This window comes from Corynebacterium sp. H130 (genome assembly GCF_037572395.1).
Taxonomy (GTDB): Bacteria; Actinomycetota; Actinomycetes; order Mycobacteriales; family Mycobacteriaceae; genus Corynebacterium.
In genome coordinates this window covers 445,486-460,724 of record NZ_JBBHLA010000002.1, presented here as the reverse complement: position 1 = coordinate 460,724, position 15,239 = coordinate 445,486, and the positions used below count along the sequence as shown (strand labels likewise).

At 60.7% G+C, this 15,239-nt stretch carries 14 protein-coding genes; 9 read left to right on the top strand and 5 right to left on the bottom strand.

The features are described from left to right. The first annotated feature begins 32 nt into the window (after positions 1-32). The 6 genes from WG939_RS05865 to WG939_RS05840 all read left to right on the top strand — a co-directional run bounded on the left by WG939_RS05865 (position 33) and on the right by WG939_RS05840 (position 5,554). A complete protein-coding gene (locus tag WG939_RS05865) occupies positions 33-1,262 on the top strand; it encodes an aminotransferase class I/II-fold pyridoxal phosphate-dependent enzyme (protein WP_445227880.1) in 1,230 nt (409 codons plus the stop codon). After that, positions 1,259-1,780: a suppressor of fused domain protein gene (locus tag WG939_RS05860; protein ID WP_339983619.1), complete on the top strand. Its 522-nt coding sequence runs from the start codon at positions 1,259-1,261 to the stop codon at positions 1,778-1,780. Before WG939_RS05865 ends, WG939_RS05860 begins: the two co-directional genes overlap by 4 nt. Positions 1,781-1,790: 10 nt before the next feature. Continuing rightward, entirely contained in the window at positions 1,791-3,857 is a 2,067-nt protein-coding gene (locus WG939_RS05855; RefSeq protein WP_339983617.1) for a DNA polymerase III subunit gamma and tau, read from the top strand. A 50-nt stretch (positions 3,858-3,907) separates the two neighbouring features. Further along, entirely contained in the window at positions 3,908-4,225 is a 318-nt protein-coding gene (locus WG939_RS05850; protein ID WP_339983615.1) for a YbaB/EbfC family nucleoid-associated protein, read from the top strand. Positions 4,226-4,272: 47 nt separating this feature from the next. Next, positions 4,273-4,899 (top strand): recombination mediator RecR, encoded by a 627-nt coding sequence (gene recR, locus WG939_RS05845; RefSeq protein WP_339983613.1) that lies wholly within the window; start codon positions 4,273-4,275, stop codon positions 4,897-4,899. A gap of 70 nt (positions 4,900-4,969) precedes the next feature. Next, the gene (locus WG939_RS05840) at positions 4,970-5,554 is read left to right on the top strand and encodes a hypothetical protein (RefSeq protein WP_339983611.1); all 585 of its coding nucleotides are present in this window, start codon (positions 4,970-4,972) and stop codon (positions 5,552-5,554) included. On the opposite strand, the gene WG939_RS05835 is transcribed toward WG939_RS05840, so the two are convergent. The 4 genes from WG939_RS05835 to leuA all read right to left on the bottom strand — a co-directional run bounded on the left by WG939_RS05835 (position 5,547) and on the right by leuA (position 10,416). Beyond that, positions 5,547-6,233 carry a type 1 glutamine amidotransferase gene (locus tag WG939_RS05835; RefSeq protein WP_339983609.1) on the bottom strand — a complete coding sequence of 229 codons (687 nt, stop codon included), beginning with the start codon at positions 6,231-6,233 and terminating at the stop codon, positions 5,547-5,549. The genes WG939_RS05840 and WG939_RS05835 overlap by 8 nt on opposite strands. Continuing rightward, on the bottom strand, positions 6,230-7,477 hold the full coding sequence (locus WG939_RS05830; RefSeq protein WP_339983608.1) for a Mur ligase family protein: 1,248 nt from the start codon (positions 7,475-7,477) through the stop codon (positions 6,230-6,232). The genes WG939_RS05835 and WG939_RS05830 overlap by 4 nt, the downstream gene beginning before the upstream one ends. 55 nt (positions 7,478-7,532) lie before the next feature. Continuing rightward, entirely contained in the window at positions 7,533-8,573 is a 1,041-nt protein-coding gene (locus WG939_RS05825) for a BRCT domain-containing protein (protein WP_339983606.1), read from the bottom strand. 112 nt (positions 8,574-8,685) lie between these two features. Then, on the bottom strand, positions 8,686-10,416 hold the full coding sequence (gene leuA, locus WG939_RS05820) for a 2-isopropylmalate synthase (RefSeq protein ID WP_339983604.1): 1,731 nt from the start codon (positions 10,414-10,416) through the stop codon (positions 8,686-8,688). Between the two features lie 183 nt (positions 10,417-10,599). Here leuA and WG939_RS05815 point away from each other — a divergent pair, with 183 nt between their 5' ends. Then, positions 10,600-11,706, top strand: a complete 1,107-nt coding sequence (locus WG939_RS05815) for a hypothetical protein (protein ID WP_339983602.1) — start codon at positions 10,600-10,602, stop codon at positions 11,704-11,706. A 64-nt stretch (positions 11,707-11,770) separates the two neighbouring features. On the opposite strand, the gene WG939_RS05810 is transcribed toward WG939_RS05815, so the two are convergent. After that, entirely contained in the window at positions 11,771-12,610 is an 840-nt protein-coding gene (locus tag WG939_RS05810) for a DMT family transporter (RefSeq protein WP_339983600.1), read from the bottom strand. A gap of 119 nt (positions 12,611-12,729) precedes the next feature. On the opposite strand from WG939_RS05810, the gene WG939_RS05805 reads away from it, so the two are divergent. Then, positions 12,730-13,995, top strand: a complete 1,266-nt coding sequence (locus WG939_RS05805; RefSeq protein ID WP_339983598.1) for an aspartate kinase — start codon at positions 12,730-12,732, stop codon at positions 13,993-13,995. Between the two features lie 10 nt (positions 13,996-14,005). Next, positions 14,006-15,034, top strand: a complete 1,029-nt coding sequence (locus WG939_RS05800; RefSeq protein ID WP_339983596.1) for an aspartate-semialdehyde dehydrogenase — start codon at positions 14,006-14,008, stop codon at positions 15,032-15,034. Positions 15,035-15,239: the final 205 nt, after the last annotated feature.

Here is a 15,239-nt window from a genome sequence, read left to right as displayed (position 1 = left end):
GCGAGGAAGGCAACGGCGTGGCTGTTAAGGACATGACTGCAGAGCAGTTGGCCGCTTTGAAAGCGGACGTTCAGGGCAAGTATGAGGAACTGAAGTCGCGCAATCTGAAACTGGATCTGACGCGTGGCAAGCCATCGACAGAGCAGCTGGACATTTGTGCCGGTTTGCTGAGCCTGCCAGGCGAGAATTACAAGGATGCAGACGGCACCGACTGCCGTAACTACGGCAACCTCATCGGTTTGAACAGCATCCGTGAGATCTGGGCTGAAGTGTTGGGCGTCAGCAAGGACAATCTCATTGCGGCAGACTCCTCCAGCCTGAACATCATGTTCGACCTGATCAGCTGGTCGTACATCTGGGGCAACAATGATTCCGAGCGTCCGTGGAAGGACGAAGAAAAGGTCAAGTGGCTGTGCCCAGTGCCAGGCTACGACCGTCACTTCACCATCACGGAGCACTTCGGCTTCGAGATGATCACCGTCCCAATGACCCCGACCGGACCAGACATGGACAAGGTTGAGGAACTTGTGAAGGATCCGCAGATCAAGGGCATGTGGGTCGTCCCAATGTTCGGCAACCCAACGGGCGTGACCTTCACCCGCGAAACCATCGATCGCCTGATCAACATGGAGACCGGTGCACCTGACTTCCGCATCGTGTGGGACAACGCCTACGCCATTCATACCCTCACCGAGGAATTCCCGGAGATCGTGGACGTGGTGAGTGAAGGTGGCAACCGATTCTGGGCTATGTCGTCGACAAGCAAAATTACGCAGGCCGGCGCGGGTGTGGCCTTCTTCAACTCGTCGAACGAGAACCTCAACTGGTACAACAAGCACGCCTTTGTGCGCGGAATCGGTCCGAACAAGATCAACCAGCTGGCGCACGCGCAGTTCTTTGGGGACGCGGAGGGCGTGAAGCGCATCATGCAGCTGCACGCGAAGTCTCTGGCTCCGAAGTTCGACAAGGTGCTGGAGATCCTCGACGCTCGCCTCGCTGAGTACGGGATCGCGGAGTGGACCAAGCCGGTCGGCGGTTACTTCATTTCCCTCGACGTGGTTCCTGGTACGGCATCGCGCGTGGTGGAGCTGGCTAAGGACGCGGGCATTGCGCTGACCGCTGCCGGTTCCACCTACCCGCTGAAGGCCGATCCGGAGGATAAGAACCTGCGTCTGGCTCCTTCGCTGCCACCAGTGGAAGAGCTGGAAATCGCCATGGATGGCGTAGCCACCTGCGTGCTGTTGGCTGCGCTGGAGAAGTGATTCTGCAGGAAGCTGCCGTCTGGATTGATGGGCTGTTCCCCGGCGAGATTTCGATTGAGAAGTCGGGGGACTTTCACCTCGCCTCATTTGAAGCTGATGGGCAGTTCATCGTGTCAACCTTGGACTTCCAGCGGGTGGACACCGGCCTGGAATCCGATGGGCAGCGAATCGCAGTCGAGCTCTTTGCCGTAGCGGAGGTCGAAGAGGGCTTGAAGGAGCTGGTCCTTGCCACTGCCGAAATGCTGCGGGACACGGGTATCACGCCACAGCCAGGCGAAGTAGTGCCTGGTTCGGGCGCCGTGGTCCCCGGGATTTCCACGAAACACAGCTTGCTCGTGGTGCCTTTCCCCTGGGGTGGCGATGTGCCACATTTCAAGGAGGAGGGCTCCATGACCCTGATGCTGCAGATCCTGCCGCTGACGGATGCGGAGCTGGAATACCTGGCCACCTATGGCCTCGCCGACCTGCAAAAGGCGCTGGTTGAGCAACAGGTCAACGTCTTCGACCTGAACCGGTAGTCTTGAGCACGTGGCTCTTTATCGGAAGTATCGCCCGGCCAGCTTTGCTGAGGTCGTGGGCCAGGAACAGGTAACCCGTCCGCTGTCGGTGGCATTGGACAGCGGACGCATCAATCACGCATACCTCTTCTCCGGCCCGCGTGGCTGCGGTAAGACCTCTTCCGCGCGTATTCTGGCGCGCTCCCTGAACTGTGTCGAAGGGCCGACGAGCACCCCGTGCGGCGTGTGCCCTTCCTGCGTCTCCCTCGCGCCGGGCGGCCCGGGCAACCTCGACGTCACCGAGCTGGACGCTGCTTCCCACAACGGTGTGGAGGACATGCGTGAGCTGCGCGATCGCGCGTTCTACGCCCCGGCGGAATCCCGCTACCGAGTCTTCATCATCGACGAGGCCCACATGATCACCTCGTCCGGTGCAAATGCCTTGCTGAAGGTCGTCGAGGAGCCGCCTGAGCACCTGATCTTCATCTTCGCCACGACGGAACCGGAAAACATCCTCCCGACGATCCGTTCGCGTACCCACCACTACCCATTCCGCTTGCTCACCCCGCCAGACATGCGTGGCCTGCTGCAGCGCACCTGCGAGGCAGAGGGCGTGAACGTGGATGAGTCGGTGTTCCCGCTGGTCATCCGGGCCGGCGGTGGCAGCCCCCGCGATTCGCTCTCCATTTTGGACCAGCTCATCGCCGGTTCCGGCCCAAACGGCCTCACCTACGACATGGCGCTGCCACTGCTCGGCGTGACGGATTCCTCCCTCATCGACTCCGCCGTGGAAGCCGTCGCCACCGCCGATAGTGCAGCTCTGTTCACCTGCGTTGATAACGTCATCAACGCAGGCCACGACCCACGTCGCTTCGCTCACGACCTCCTTGACCGTCTTCGCGACTTGCTCGTCCTCCAGGCCGTCCCGGATGCCATGAGCATGGGGCTCGTCGACGCCCCCGCCGACCACCAACCGCTGCTCACCCAGCAAGCGCAGCTTTTCGACGGCCGACGGCTCTCCCAACTCGCTGCCCTGGTGAATGACCAAGTAGAAGAACTGCGCGGAGCGACATCGCCACGCCTCCTGCTAGAAATCATGTGTGCTCGCATGATGCTGGTCGGGCAGGGAACCCCGGTCGCAGCGGAACAGGCACAGGCAGCGCCACCAGCACCTGCTGTGTCTCCGAAAAATTGGCGAGCCCAGCGCGAAGCAGCGAAGGCCGCCCAGGCAGCTCCGGCGCCGGCGCCTCAGCCTGCTCCACAGCCGAAGCCGGAGCCAACACCGGCGCCAACTCCATTTGCCAAGCCTGAGCCTGTGCAACCACAGGCACCGGAGCCCGCACCGGCACCCGCGCCAACTCCAACGCCAGAGCCACAGCCAGCTGCTGCTGAAGACCCGGCAGCGCTCATCCGTGCCAAGTGGTTGGACATCCGCAAGGCCGTGGGCAAGCAGAACCAGGTTGCGGAAATCATGCTCACCGAGGCGAAAGTCATTGCTGTGCAGGATGGCGAACTCTTGGTGGGGCACAACACGGGTGCACTTGCTGAGCGCCTGAACGCCACCAACAACAACGCGGCCTTGGTGTCCGCAGTGAAGGCAGTTACCGGCCAGGACCTGCGGGTGAAGGTTCAGGTCGGGTTGCAAGGCATGAAGCGTGAGCCTCAGCGTCCAACGTGGAAGCCAGAGGAGAAGGAACCTGATCCGGAACCTCAGCGAGGGTGGTCAGCGCCAGCGAAACTTGGTGGCGAGCCAGCCAAGGCGGAGCCGGAGGTGCAGCCAGGGGCGTCGATAAGCGAGCCAGAACCGAAACCCGAGCCGAAGAAGCGCTGGCAGGAGCTTGCTGAGCGGGGTCGTGAGGCCATGAAGCACAGCTTCTCCGGTGGGGTGCCATTGCCGCCGGAGCCTTCGGAAGAAGAGCCGGAACCGGAGGAATGGTCCGCGCCCGCCCCGGCACCGGTTCCGCCTGCAGAGCCGGAGTCTTCGGAGGAAGAGCAGATGATCGAAGAGGCGGCGGGGCCGGCGAACTACGATCATCGGGATGCGAAGACCATCGCGATGGAAATGCTCGCTTCAGAGCTGGGTGCTCGGCCACTGTAGCTTTTCGGTAGAATTGCGGGAAATAATCGTCACCACGAAAGGTATTTAGCGTGTCTCAGCCAGATATGTCCCAGCTCATTGCCCAGGCCCAGCAGATGCAGGCTCAGCTGCAGCAGGCTCAGAACGAGCTCATTGCTTCCACTGTTGTTGGTCAGGCTGGTAATGGTCTGGTGAAGGTCACCCTGCAGGGTTCCGGCGACGTCACTGCTGTGGAGATCGACCCTCAGGTTGTGGACCCAGAGGACGTAGAAACCCTCCAGGACCTGGTCCAGGGCGCATTCATGGACGCTCACCGTCAGATCGGCGAGCTGGCCCAGGAGAAGATGGGCCCACTGTCCCAGGGCATGGGTGGCGGCCTCTTCGGCTAAGCTTTACGACGTCCATTCTTAATTCTCTTTAGTCGAAAGCTGCCCGCGTGTTTGAAGGCCCACTCCAAGATCTCATCGATGAACTATCGAGGCTCCCAGGAGTAGGGCCCAAATCGGCGCAGCGCATCGCGTTCCACCTGCTGCAGGTGGAACCCACCGACATTGAACGCCTGCAGTCGGCGCTCGACGCTGTCCGCGAAGGCGTGACGTTTTGTCGCATCTGCTGCAACATCTCCAGAGAAGAGGTGTGCCGCATTTGCGCGGATTCCGGGCGCGACACCTCCATGGTGTGCGTAGTCGAGGAACCCAAAGACATCCAGGTCATTGAGCGGACCGGCGAATACAAGGGCCGGTACCACGTGCTCGGGGGAGCGCTGGATCCGTTGGCCGGTATTGGTCCGCGCGAGCTTAACATCAACCAGCTGCTGCAGCGCATCGCTGGTGTGCTGCCGGATGCCGGTGATGAAAAAGCGCCTGAAATTTCCGAGGTAATCCTAGCCACGGATCCCAATACAGAGGGCGAGGCAACGGCTGCATACTTGGCTCGCCTGCTGCGCGACTTCCCCTCGCTCACTGTTTCCCGACTAGCCTCTGGCATGCCGCTTGGCGGTGACCTGGAGTTTGTCGACGAACTTACCCTCTCTCGGGCGCTCTCAGGTCGACTCACCTTGTAGTTGTTGTAGCATCATCTATAGTGTCCCAGTCGGTTGAATGGTCGGATTTTATCCGGGGCAGGGGTTGCTGATGCACAAGTCTCACACTGTGCGCGCTACCAGCACGCACGCTGTCATTGCAGCGCTACTTCTCTTCGCAAATTTCGGCCTTTATGCGATCGCAGCCATCGTCCGATTCCTCGAAGTACCAGCCGGAATGTGGTGGTTCATTTCGGCAGTTATTAGCCTGCTCGCAGCATGCTCCTACACCAGGATCTTCTTCAGCAAAGCCCCATGGCTCAGCCTGATTTCCCTCGCCCTCATCGCGATCGGACCAGTCCTCTATCTCCATGAACTGATGACCTTCGGCCTTCACATCGGAGACCTGCCAAGCAATGACGTACCTATCCGGTACTCCCAGGTTGTCTTCCTGCTTTCTTACGCCATATTCGGCATCATCCTCTGGAAAGACAAGCAAGTGCCCAACTATATTCCGGCCAGCCTCTGGGCTATGAGCGCCGTCTGGCTGGCTAACGTGGGATTCCGCGGAGACATTCAGCTCAGAATTGCCCTCAGCCTGTTGCTGGACCTGCTTAGCTTCCTAGCCTTCACCTTGTTTATCGTGTGGTTGCTGTTGTTCTGGCGCACAGGGAAAGACAACCAGGCAACTACTTAAGTCGCTCCCTGCGCAGCTGTTCCACCTCAGGCAGATCCAGTGGCTCCAGGTCGAGGCCGGTGGCACGGCTGAGTAGGAGATCGGCAATCTCGGGGTTGCGTGCCAGCACAGGGCCGTGCATGTAGGTGGCAATGACCGAGCCCTGGACCGCGCCTTCGGAACCTACGCCGTCGTTGCCCACACCCCGTGTGACGGAGCCGAGTGGCTTCGCGTCCGGCCCGAGAACAGTGGAGCCCATGTGGTTCTCAAAGCCCGTTAGAGGCTGAGTCAGCCCAGCGATGCGAGGAGTTGTGACCACTTCGCCGATGGCGCGCTTAGCGAGTTGCCCCGTGGTGGCGTCGATAAGGCCGACGCCGTCGACCTCACGGCCGGAAGCTCGGAAAGACTGGCCGAGGACCTGCAGACCTGCGCAAATAGCGAGGATCGGGCGTCCAGCGGCAGCAGCTCGTGCGAGGCCACCGTCGGCAATGAGGTGCTCAGCGGCGAGAATCTGGGCGGTGTCTTCGCCGCCACCGAGGCAGTAAACGTCGAGGGATTCTGGGACCGGCTGTCCGAGGAGCACGCGGTGGATTTCCGCGTCGAGGCCGCGCATGCGGGCGCGTTGGCGCAGGACAAGCGCATTGCCGTCATCGCCGTAGGTGCCGAGGACGTCGGGGAGGATGAGGCCGATGGTGATCATGAAATTGCCTTCTTCAGGTCTCGGAAAGCGGTGTAGTTGGCCAGCACTTCAATGCGGCCCTTCGGGCACGCGCGGATAGCTTCGACGGGATCGGCCACCAGATCGTGCTCGATGGAGGCGTAGGTCAGGCGGACAGCAAGGTCGGTGCCGCGTTCGCCGGAGGCGTGGACGAAAGAATTCTCAAAGTCCTCGAAGGAGACGTCCCACAGCCAGGACAGGTCTTCGCCGTCTGCAACCTGGCCGTTAACTGCGATGACCAGGCCATCGGCAGTGCGATCGAGCATGGACAGTGCTTCCTGCCAGCCAGCCGGGTTCTTGGCCAGAATCATGTGGACGTCGCGGCCCTCAAACGAAATAGTGGAGTAGCGGCCAGCGACGTTATCCACCTGCTCAGTGGCCTGCTTAGCGGCCTCAAGGTCAACGCCCATGACGGTCGCAGCAGCAATGGCCTGAGTGGCGTTGCCGCGGTTGGCGTTGCCCGGCAGCTTCAAATCGAGCGGGTGCAGACCCTCGTGCTCGATGCCGTCCTTCGTGATTGTCCACTGCGGGGTTGGGCGGCGGAATTCGCGCCCATCTTCCAGTGGTTTGACGGCGTACCAGTCGTCGCCTTCGCGCACGACGTGGCCACCGGTGCGCGGGCAGCTCACGGAGTCTCCCGTCCAGCCGGCGCCAGCGGACACCCACACCACGTTCGGGGCGTCGAAGGCCACGGAAGTCACGTGTACGTCGTCGCAGTTCGCGATGACCGTCATCTGCGGATTATCGGCCACCGCTTGGCGCAGGGTGCGCTCAATCTTGTTGATCTCGCCCACGCGGTCCAGCTGGTCGCGGGTGAGGTTCAGCAGCACCAAAACCTGCGGCTTCAGGCGCTTTGCGACGGCGGGCACGTGCAACTCGTCACACTCGAGCACAACGTGGGTGGCGTCCTTACCCTTGAGCAGGGCGGAAATGATACCGGCGTCCATGTTGTCGCCACCATCATTTGTGGCCACCTTGTATTTGGTGCGCAGCGCTCCGACCAGCATGCGGGTGGTGGTGGACTTGCCATTTGTGCCAGTCACCAGCGCGACGGGTCGGGAACCGCCCAGTTGCTGCATGATCGTTGGGTCGATTGCCATTGCGACCAAGCCACCGATCATTCCGCCGGCACCTCGGCCAGTAATCTGGGAGGCTTTGGTCGCCGCGGCGGCCGCCGTCGTCGCGAGGAGCGTGCGGGCCCGGGCGAGTGGAGCAGGAATTGTCATGGTGAAGAGTTTAGACCGTTAGTACTGCCAACCTTGGTGGCCAGGGCCGTGAGGACTAGCTTCCGGTGACTAGCTTCAGGAATTCCTCGTCGGAGACCAGCGGAATTCCCTTGCGATCCGCGTGCATCGCCTTGCCTCGCAGCACCGAATTCCGGTTGCACACGAGCACACTCGTTTGCCGGGTCACCTTCTCGTTGTACTTCAGCCCAAAGTCCACGCCGTTGGCGATGATCTCATCGGGATCGAGTTCAATATCGGGGCTGATCACAAATTCCATGCCCGCCTGCAGTGGCTTGCCTGGCACATAAGGCCCCGGGTTTTCAATGGTCGCAGCAGCGTCCATCGCATCCACGCGCACAGCCGAGCGCTGCAGCCCGAAGCGGTCCGCCTTCAGAGTGCTTGGCTCGTAGGAACGAACCTCGCCCCTGTCGATCTGCTCAAAGTAAATGTCCGCGATGAGCTCTGCCGTCTCTACGGCGACGTCCTTCGCCGGCAACTGTGCCCGCGCCGCGGAAGCAGTTGGCGCCGGAGCCTCAAGTCCCAACTCCAGCGCAACGGCGCGCACCCGGGTGTCCTGCAACGGCACGCCTTGTCGACGCGCAGTCGCAAGCGTATCCACCAGCAACACTGGGCGTGGGACGCGTCCCACGCGGCGACGACCACGCCGACCCCTATTTCGCCCGCGCTGCCGACGCTGCATGGCGCGCAGCGCCGTCTTCGACTCTGAGTAAATAAAACCCCAGGTGCGTGGCACGTTGTGCATGATGAGCGTTCGGCCGTCGAGAAGCCCGCCGACCTCGCGCAGGGCGCGCTCGAAGGTGCGTGCTTCCTCGAACTCTTCGTCGCTGATGCCGTGCAGGTGGCGCGGGCCGGTGTCGGTGCCGGGGTTGAACACTCGGAAAAACTCGTCGACGACGTCGCCTTCCGGCGTCAGCGTGAGGATCGTGAGCGAAACCATGCGGGCGGTGGAAGGGTGGATGCCCGTGGAGTCGACGTGAACGACCGCGAAGGGGGCTGCGGCGATTGCAGCCTCGCGGGCTTCTCGACGCGCTTGCTTGGCAGCCTCGCGTTCCTCAGGAGTTAGTGGAGTGGCCATCACATCAATTCTAGTCCAACGCAGCTCAGGATCCACTCAACTGCTTCTTTTAGAGAGTGACGTTGATAGGGATTTTCCTTGCGGAAGGAATCCCTATCGCGGTCTTCTTTCGCTACGCCCGGTTCACTGCAGACACGATCGCCTTAATAGAGGCCTGGGTGATGTTGGAGTCGATGCCCACGCCCCACGCAGCGGAATTGCCGACGGTGGCGTAAACATACGCGGCGGCCTCAGCGTCATCACCGGCGGAGCGAGCGTGCTGGGAGTATTCTTGCACCTCAACGTCGATGCCCAGGGATTCCAGCGCATTGGCAAAGGCAGCGACTGGGCCATTGCCGATGCCGGAAATCTCCTGCGTAGTTCCACTAAAGGTGACGGTCGCGTTGACGGAAGAGTCCGTGATGTGCACGGATTCCAGCTCGAGCACGTCGGCACGATCCAGGTACTCACCTGCGAAGATGTCCCACATCGCCTTGGAGTTAACCTCGCCGCCCTCGGCATCGGTGATGGCCTGCACGACGGAGGAGAATTCCACCTGCATTGGGCGTGGCAGGTCGATACCGTGGTCCGTCTTGAGCAGGTAGGCGACGCCGCCCTTGCCGGACTGGGAGTTGACGCGGATGACGGCTTCGTAGGTGCGGCCGACGTCCTTTGGATCGATTGGCAGGTAAGGGACCTCCCAGGCATCCGTTCCACTGGCGGCGAGAGCCGCCAGGCCCTTGTTCACGGCGTCCTGGTGTGAGCCGGAGAACGCGGTGAAGACCAGGTCGCCGCCGTATGGGTGGCGCTCCGGAACGCGCAGCTGGTTGCAGTATTCGACGGTGCGGCGGATGAGATCGATGTCGGAGAAGTCCAGGCAAGGATCGACGCCCTGGGTCAGCATGTTCAGGCCGAGGGTCACCAGGCATACGTTGCCGGTGCGTTCGCCATTGCCGAAGAGACAACCTTCGATGCGGTCGGCGCCTGCCAGGTAGCCCAGCTCTGCCGTCGCAACGCCGGTGCCACGGTCATTGTGCGGGTGCAGGGACAGGATCACGGAATCTCGGCAAGACAGGTTGCGACTCATCCACTCGATAGAGTCCGCGTAGACGTTCGGGGTGATCATCTCAACGGTGGATGGCAGGTTGATGATGATCGGATTCTCTGGGGTTGGCTGCATGACGTCGATGACGGCGTTGCAGACCTCCAGCGCGTATTCGACCTCGGTGCCGGTGTAAGACTCGGGGGAGTATTCCCAGCGCCAGTTGGTGTCCGGGTAGTCCTGCGCGATGCTCTTGATCAGTTCTGCGGCGTCGGTGGCCAGCTTCTTGATGGCTTCCTTGTCCTTGCGGAACACCACCTTGCGCTGCAGGATCGACGTCGAATTGTAGAAGTGCACAATCACATTCTTCGCACCAGCGCAGGCCTCGAAGGTGCGGCGGATCAGGTGCTCGCGGGCCTGGACCAGGACCTGGATGGTGACGTCGTCGGGGATCATGCCCTTTTCGATGATCTCGCGCACGAAATCGAAGTCAGTCTGGGACGCGGATGGGAATCCGACTTCGATTTCCTTGAAACCCATCTCGACCAGCAGGTTGAACATGCGACGCTTGCGCTCGGGACTCATTGGGTCGATGAGGGCCTGGTTGCCGTCGCGCAGGTCCACGGCGCACCACTGCGGGGCTTTCTCGATTCGCTTCGAAGGCCAGGTGCGATCCTCCAGCTGAAAGTCCTGAACCTCTACGTGGTACGGCTGGTAGCGCTTCACCGGCATCGCGGAGGGGCGCTGCTTATTCCAGTGTGGTTGATCAGCGGGGATGTTGCCGGCTGGCTTGGTCAGTTGTGCGGGTGCGGAGAATTCCATTTTTAAGTCCTTCTTTTTAGGTGGGTGGCCGGCAATGCCAAACTCCGCGACGGGCGCCGGCCTTGTTAGACCTAAATCCCGCCGCGGCTAAGAAGGAGAAGCACGCGCTGCATGTAACGCAGGTTACCTTAACCAATGTGCTCGCGACTCGATTTTCACCCATCTGGGTTAGGCTCAGTGGTTATGGAAAGTAAAGTGACCTGCAGGTTGCTCGTTGCCACCTTGGTTTTTTCGGGGGTATCTGCGTTGCGATTGGTGATCGCAACGTGGCTCGCACAGTCCAAGGGCAACAGCATCGACGACGTCCTGATCCGCTGGGATGCCGTGCACTATATTTCCATCGCGCGAGGCGGATACTTTGAAGACATGGACCCGGAGTCCCTGGGTGGCTTCCATGCTCGCCTCGCGTTCTTTCCTCTCTATCCCTACCTAATGAAACTCGTTCATTGGGCAACTTCGCTGTCCTTTTCTTTTTCCGGAATTCTCATCAGTTGGGTGGCGGGAATTGCGCTGGTGAGTGCGGTAATGGCCGTCGTGAAGCATATGGGGTGGGGGCTACGTGCACAGATCGCGGCCGGGGTGCTCGTGGTGGGCGCGCCGATGTCGTTGACCTACAACATGGTGTACACCGAAGCCGTTTTCGGGGCGCTGACGCTGTGGGCGCTATGGGCGATGCTGAAACGACGCTGGTTCCTCGCGGGGGCGTTGGTGTTTTTCGCCGGCTTGACACGGCTGACGGGAATCGACCTGTGGATCGTGTTTGCGCTGCTCGTGCTGGTTTATGGACGCCGAGAATGGCGCGCGTGGCTTGCGCTCCTGCTTTCGCCTCTGGGATTGGTGGGGTACATCGCGTTCGTGAACTCGCGCACGGCTGACGTCGGTGGATACTTCGGACTCCAGCGGAAAGGCTGGGGATCTGCCTTCGACTTCGGCGCATCCACGCTCGACTACTTCTCCTGGATCTTCACCCGCAACTCCGACTCCTGGGTCGTCGCAACTGGCCTGTTCATCATGGTTGCGGTGGTGCTCGTCGTGCTGACCTGGGGAAAGCTGCCGTGGCCAATCTGGCTGTTTGCTGCGGGCGTTATGCTCAACGTCCTGCTTTCCGACGGCACCTTCACCGCGCGTCCGCGCCTCCTCATTCCCATATATCTCTGCCTGATTCCTTTCGGCATTTCGATTGCGCGTTCCTGGAATCGGGTTCAACTGTCATTCGGGGCAGTCGCGTGGGTGGCGCTTTGTACCGTAATTTCCGTGCACCCGCTGCTCGCTACGCAATGGGCGATCTAGTGATTGTCCTTCTAGGTTCCCTGATATTTCCGCTTTCGGGGGTCAGAGCACAAAAGGCCACGGCCTAGGCGCTGTTCCTCGACAGCATCACAGTGGAGACAATCATGAAGACGAGCGCTAGGAACATCCAGAGCCATTCGAGGTCGGTGGCTTGGAATTTCTCGCCAAGGACGAGGTAGCCGAGGCTGAAGGCCACGACAGGTTCGGCGCTTTTCATCGCGGGGAGGGAATTGCGTAGGGCTCCGGCGTTGAAGGAGGACTGCTGGACGATGGTGCCGAGAGTGGCGGAAATGATGAGAGCGTAGAGCTCCCAGTTAGTCACGAGTCCCCACGGGCCACTGAGAACAAAGATGTCTGCGACAGCTTTGCTGAACACGCTCACGTATCCGAAGATCGCGCCGGTGACGATGCCCAGGATCAGGGCCTTTTCGCTGCGGATTTGCCTGGCTGCGAAGCGGTCCATCGAGAAGAGGATGGCAAAGCCGATTCCGATCGGGATGAACCAGCGTTCCAAGGGAGGGTGAGAAATGCCCGCCAAAGGACGTCCGAGGAGGACGAGGACCGACACGGAAACAGTCATGACCGTTGCCCAAGTCATTTCGGAGACCGAGATTCGGCGTCCGTCGTAATGGGCGGACAGCGGCAGGGTGAACATCAGTGAGGTCACCAAAATGGGTTGCACGATGAGAAGTGGGCCGAATCCGAGGGCGACTACTTGGAGTAGGTAGGCGATGATGGCCGTCGACATGCCTGCCCACCAGAGGGGGCGTTTCATAGCCGACAAAATGGCCGCGTTTCCGCCAACTGGCGCCGCTTCGGCGATACGGTGACGCACGACGGTACCCCACGCAATGGTGAGGGCCGACATGAGTGCGAAGAGCACCGCCAAAACGTAATTGTGCACCTATTCAGGGTACCGGAACCCACATGGCTCAAATGTAATGTAGCTTAACCTACTTTAGTGTTGCTTAAATGGCGTCTGCGAGTAAGATAAAAGGCTACGAATCGGAAAGGTGGCAGCGAATGGCACTCATTGTGCAAAAATATGGTGGCTCCTCGCTGGAGTCCGCAGAGCGAATCCGGGCAGTCGCAGAGCGAATCGTGGCCACCAAGAAGGCCGGCAACGATGTCGTCGTAGTGTGCTCAGCCATGGGCGACACAACCGATGACCTCCTCGATCTCGCAGCCCAGGTCAACCCAGTCCCACCCGCCCGCGAGATGGACATGCTGCTCACTGCCGGTGAGCGAATCTCCAACGCGCTGGTCGCCATGGCGATCGAGTCCTTCGGAGCAGAGGCACAGTCCTTCACGGGCTCCCAGGCGGGCGTGATCACTACGGAGCGTCACGGCAATGCCCGCATTGTCGACGTCACTCCGGGTCGTGTTCAGGAGGCGCTGGACAGGGGCAAGATTTGCCTGGTCGCAGGCTTCCAGGGGGTGAACCGAGAATCTAAGGACGTTACGACCCTTGGCCGCGGTGGCTCCGACACCACTGCAGTCGCACTCGCAGCGGCACTCAACGCTGATGTGTGTGAAATCTACTCCGACGTGGATGGCGTCTACACCGCTGATCCGCGCATCGTCCCGAATGCACGCAAGTTGGACAAGCTGTGCTTCGAGGAAATGCTTGAGCTGGCAGCCGTCGGCTCAAAGATCCTTGTCCTGCGCAGCGTCGAATACGCTCGCGCATTTGGCGTGCCGATGCGCGTCCGTTCGTCGTACAGCAATGACCCCGGCACCCTCATCGCCGGATCTATGGAGGATATCCCAGTGGAAGAAGCAATCCTGACCGGCGTGGCCACCGACAGCTCCGAAGCAAAGATCACCGTCCTCGGCATCCCCGATTCCCCAGGGGCAGCTGCGACCGTGTTCCGCGCCATCGCCGACGCCGAAATCAACATCGACATGGTGCTGCAGAACATCTCGCACCTCGACGACGGTCGTACCGACATCACCTTCACCTGCCCTCGCGCCGACGGCCCACGCGCCATGGAAATCCTGAAGGCCATGCAGGAAAACGGTGGCTGGGAAAACGTGCTTTACGACGACCAGGTAGGCAAGGTCTCCCTCGTCGGTGCCGGAATGAAGTCCCACCCAGGCGTCACCGCTACGTTCTGTGAAGCTCTTCGCGACCGTGGAATCAACATGGAGCTGATCTCTACCTCCGAGATCCGCATTTCCGTGCTCATCCGCGAAGCTGAGCTCCCAGAGGCAGCCCGCGCCATCCACGAAGCCTTCGAGCTCGGAGGCGACGAAGAAGCAACCGTATACGCCGGAACTGGACGATAAGGAACCCCTCATGACTACTCTCGCCGTTGTTGGCGCCACCGGCCAGGTCGGCCGTGTGATGCGCGCGCTCCTCGAAGAGCGTAACTTCCCCCTCGACAAGGTGCGTTTCTTCGCTTCCGCACGCTCCGCAGGCACCACCCTGCCGTTCCGTGGCGAAGACATCGTGGTTGAGGATCTTGCACAGGTAACCGAAGAAAGCCTCAAGGGCATCGACATTGCCCTGTTCTCTGCTGGTGGCTCCACTTCCAAGCAGTACGCCCCAATTTTCGCTGCCGCCGGCGCAACCGTGGTGGACAACTCCTCCGCATGGCGTAAGGATGACGAGGTTCCACTCGTCGTGTCTGAGGTGAATCCGGAGGCTGCTCGCGAGACGCAGAAGGGCATTATCGCTAACCCGAACTGCACCACCATGGCTGCGATGCCAGTGCTCAAGCCACTGCACGATCGCGCCGGGCTCGTTCGTCTCCATGTCTCCAGCTACCAGGCCGTGTCCGGTTCTGGCGTGGCCGGAGTGAAGGCGTTGGCGGACCAGGTGGCGTCGATTAGCGACCCAACCGTGCTCGCACACGACGGTTCCCAGCTCCAGCCTGCTGACCTAGGCCCTTACGTCGCGCCGATCGCATTCAACGCGCTGCCATTCGCGGGCAACATGGTCGACGACGGCTCCCTTGAGACCGATGAAGAGCAGAAGCTGCGCAACGAATCCCGCAAGATTCTCGGAATTCCGGGCCTGAAGGTTGCTGGTACCTGCGTGCGCATCCCTGTATTCACCGGCCACACCCTGACCATCCACGCCGAGTTTGAGCGCGCGATCACGGTCGAGGAAGCAAAGGCCCTGCTTGCCGACGCCCCAGGCGTCGAACTCGTAGAGGTGCCGACCCCACTGCTTGCAGCAGGTAAGGATCCAAGCTTTGTTGGTCGTATCCGCCAGGATCAGTCTGTGGACGACAACAAGGGCCTTGTCCTGGTCGTCTCCGGCGACAACCTGCGTAAGGGTGCAGCGCTGAACACGATTCAGATTGCCGAGCTTCTCGTTTAAAGCTTTCTCAGTTGACCGTCTCTTCCTGTGAAGGGGCGGTTTTCTTTTTCTAGATCCACCAATTGGGGGCTGATCTCTAAGGGTTTTGAGGTCTCCTGCGGGAAAAATTTAACTATCCTTGGAAAAAGCTTTGAACTGTCCTGGTAAACGGTTAAGATTCTGAGTGGTAGCTTCTAACCGGCTTTTAGCCCCGCGCGGATAGACG